This window comes from Moraxella sp. 179-F 1C4 NHS (genome assembly GCF_045370505.1).
Classification (GTDB): Bacteria; Pseudomonadota; Gammaproteobacteria; order Pseudomonadales; family Moraxellaceae; genus Faucicola; species Faucicola tetraodonis.
In genome coordinates, this window is record NZ_JBIQEC010000055.1 from 1 (window position 1) to 2,707 (window position 2,707).

Consider the following 2,707-nt stretch of genomic DNA (forward strand, 5'->3'; position numbering starts at 1 on the left):
CTACAAGGCATTGGCAATGATATTCGTTTTATGCAGTTTACTGCGCCAATTCAGCCTGGCTCAAGTGGCAGTCCGCTCCTGCTTCCCACAGGCGAAGTCGTCGGTATGGTTACTCATACCATTGCCAATACCCAGAACATGAATTATGCAGTCAAATATCAATTATTATCTGCGCTTTTAACCAGTTGCGGTCTTAATGTGAGCGAGCTTACCCATGATATTAGCCAAACACCGCTATCCACGCCTCAGATTACTAAACAAAGTAAATCTGCTTTGTGGTTAGTTGGCTGTGGGGTATAAAAAATTTGGCTGTGGGTCAAAAAGTATGCTGTTATTTGACCTGTGAACCATTCGCAGAAATGTTTTTTATTTGGAATTAAATCTTGTAAATTAATATTTTCGTTACTTAGATTTTGAATCTTATTTAAGAATATCTGACTATTTTCAATTCTCCAAGTACCTATATAACCTCTCCACAACGCAGAACACCTACCATTATTAAATTTTTCAAGATTAATATTATTAGCTTCTAAATAGCCGTCAAGTGGTGTACACGTCATAGCTAAAACTTTATTTCTATATATTAACGTTTCAGGTATTTGAGCTGTCATTTAAAAGAAATCCATTCCTAATCAATTTTTTATAACTTATTAAATATCTTCGCTCAACAAATTGCAGCTATTGGTAACACTTTATCATTTTTTCAAATCATAGTATTAAATTGGATTAATTATGATAAATACAACATGAGTATAATACTAGATAAAGTTTAGTTTGGTAAATTAGTTAACTTAAAAAGAGGTTTTCTCATCCCCTAATCATCAAAATAATAATCATCATCAAAATCAATACCGATTTTAGGTTTTTTCTTCAGCGGTTGATGAAACGAATTATCAGATCTAAAACCACTAAATGAATTAAAGCCAATATCATTTGGCAACAAATTAGTCGGTACTTCACTCAAGAAATAACTCTCAATCGTCCGATTTTGCCCATCAACCCGATTGGTCGCCCAGGTATTTAAGTTTTGCCGTGTGATAATCAGTTCATCTTTTGCACGCGTCATCGCTACATACAGGACACGGCGTTCTTCTTCTACTTCTTCAAAACTATCTTGAGCGCGCATATGCGGATATTGTCCCACAGATGCATTGACGATATAGCAGACTTCGCGTTCTGCCCCTTTGGCGGAATGAATGGTAATCAGCGTCACCAAATCATCATTATCTTGTTTACTCACTTCACTATGGGAGATTGGATCTAAAATATAAGCCTCGATAAAGTCAGCTAATGTGCCATGTCGCATGGCAAGTTGTTTGATTAAATCAAAATCACGAGCACGGCTTTCCCAGTCCTTTTTCTCATAATTCTTTTGCAATTGGTCACTTAACGCATCAAAGGCGATATCAATGCTTTTCTCTGGCAGTTCCTGTAGCTTAGCAAGTTCCTTAAGTGCTTCAATAGCAGGTTTTGGTACTTTGCTTTTCTTATCAAGCACCGCAATGCAAGCATTCAAGTCTGGTAAGGTTAAAAACTCATTAACGAGCTTCCCTGCCCCAGCATCGCCAATGCCATCCCATAGCGTTAAAAAACGAATCCAAGCGAGTTCATCTAGATAATTAACCGTCACTCGTAGCATACTGATTAAGTCTTTAACATGCGCCGCTTCCAGTAATTTGGTGCCGCCAATAAACACGTACGGAATATTTGCAGCAATTAACGCACTTTCCACTTGTCGACCTGAAAACGCTGAGCGAAGCAAAATCATATGATGATGCCACGGTGCCCCTTTCTCATAACGTTTTTTTAAATCACTGACGATAAATCGGGCTTCATCGAACTCATTACCAAAACTATGCAGTACCGGTTTAATCCCTTCACCGCGATGTGCGGTAAGCCGTTTTTTATAATCAAGCTCACTTCGATCCAGTAGCCAATTGGATAAATCTAGAATTTCTTGAGTTGAGCGATAATTTAAATCCAGTGTTAGCACTTCGGCATCAGGTACTCTTTCTTTAAAGCTATGAATGTTTTCAAAGTCTGCCCCACGAAAGCCATAAATTGACTGGGCATCATCCCCAACACAAAATAGCTGCGTGCGTCCAATAAAGGGTTGCAGCAGTAACCACTGCAGCGGATTGGTATCTTGCATCTCATCGACGAGCAGATACTTGGTGTTTTCAGTGACTCGTTCAAGTAGCCAATCATCGGCATTTAAATAGCGTGCAACATATTCCAAGATATCATCGTAATCGAGATAATGACGTTCTTGCTTTTGCGCTTCATAATCTTTCATGACTGCTTTGATTTCCTCATATGCAGGCTGAAAATCTGGCAATTGCTTATATAGCGCGTCTTTGAGTGAGATTTGGGTATTACGCGAGTAGGAATATAAGTCAACAAGCTCTTTGGGTTTAGGTAGTATTTCGCTAATAGTTTGAGCGGCTTTTTTAACTTGAAAGGTAATAGTTTTACCTGTCGATGTTTGACTATTCTTTGCTGCTGCCTCTTTCGCACGTTTATCTTCGAGCTTACCACGTAGCAGTTTGAACATCATGATTTGGTCATCACGGTCGATGACATTAAAGCCCTTTAGATCGAAGACCTTGGGATATCTGCGTAAAATACTTAGAACCTGTTCACGATTAAAAAAGCTGATAAAATAATGTGTTAAGCAAATTCAAGTAACATAAAAAACTCATGAGAA

2 pseudogenes are annotated in these 2,707 nt (G+C 38.3%); one reads left to right on the forward strand and one right to left on the reverse strand.

Annotation, left to right across the window (positions count from 1 at the left end):
- Nucleotides 1-300, forward strand: a pseudogene (locus ACH0AB_RS11710) (S1 family peptidase); the annotation flags it as partial.
- A gap of 514 nt (nucleotides 301-814) precedes the next feature.
- On the opposite strand, the pseudogene ACH0AB_RS11715 reads toward ACH0AB_RS11710, so the two are convergent.
- Nucleotides 815-2,626, reverse strand: a pseudogene (locus ACH0AB_RS11715) (ATP-dependent helicase); the annotation flags it as partial.
- Nucleotides 2,627-2,707: the final 81 nt, after the last annotated feature.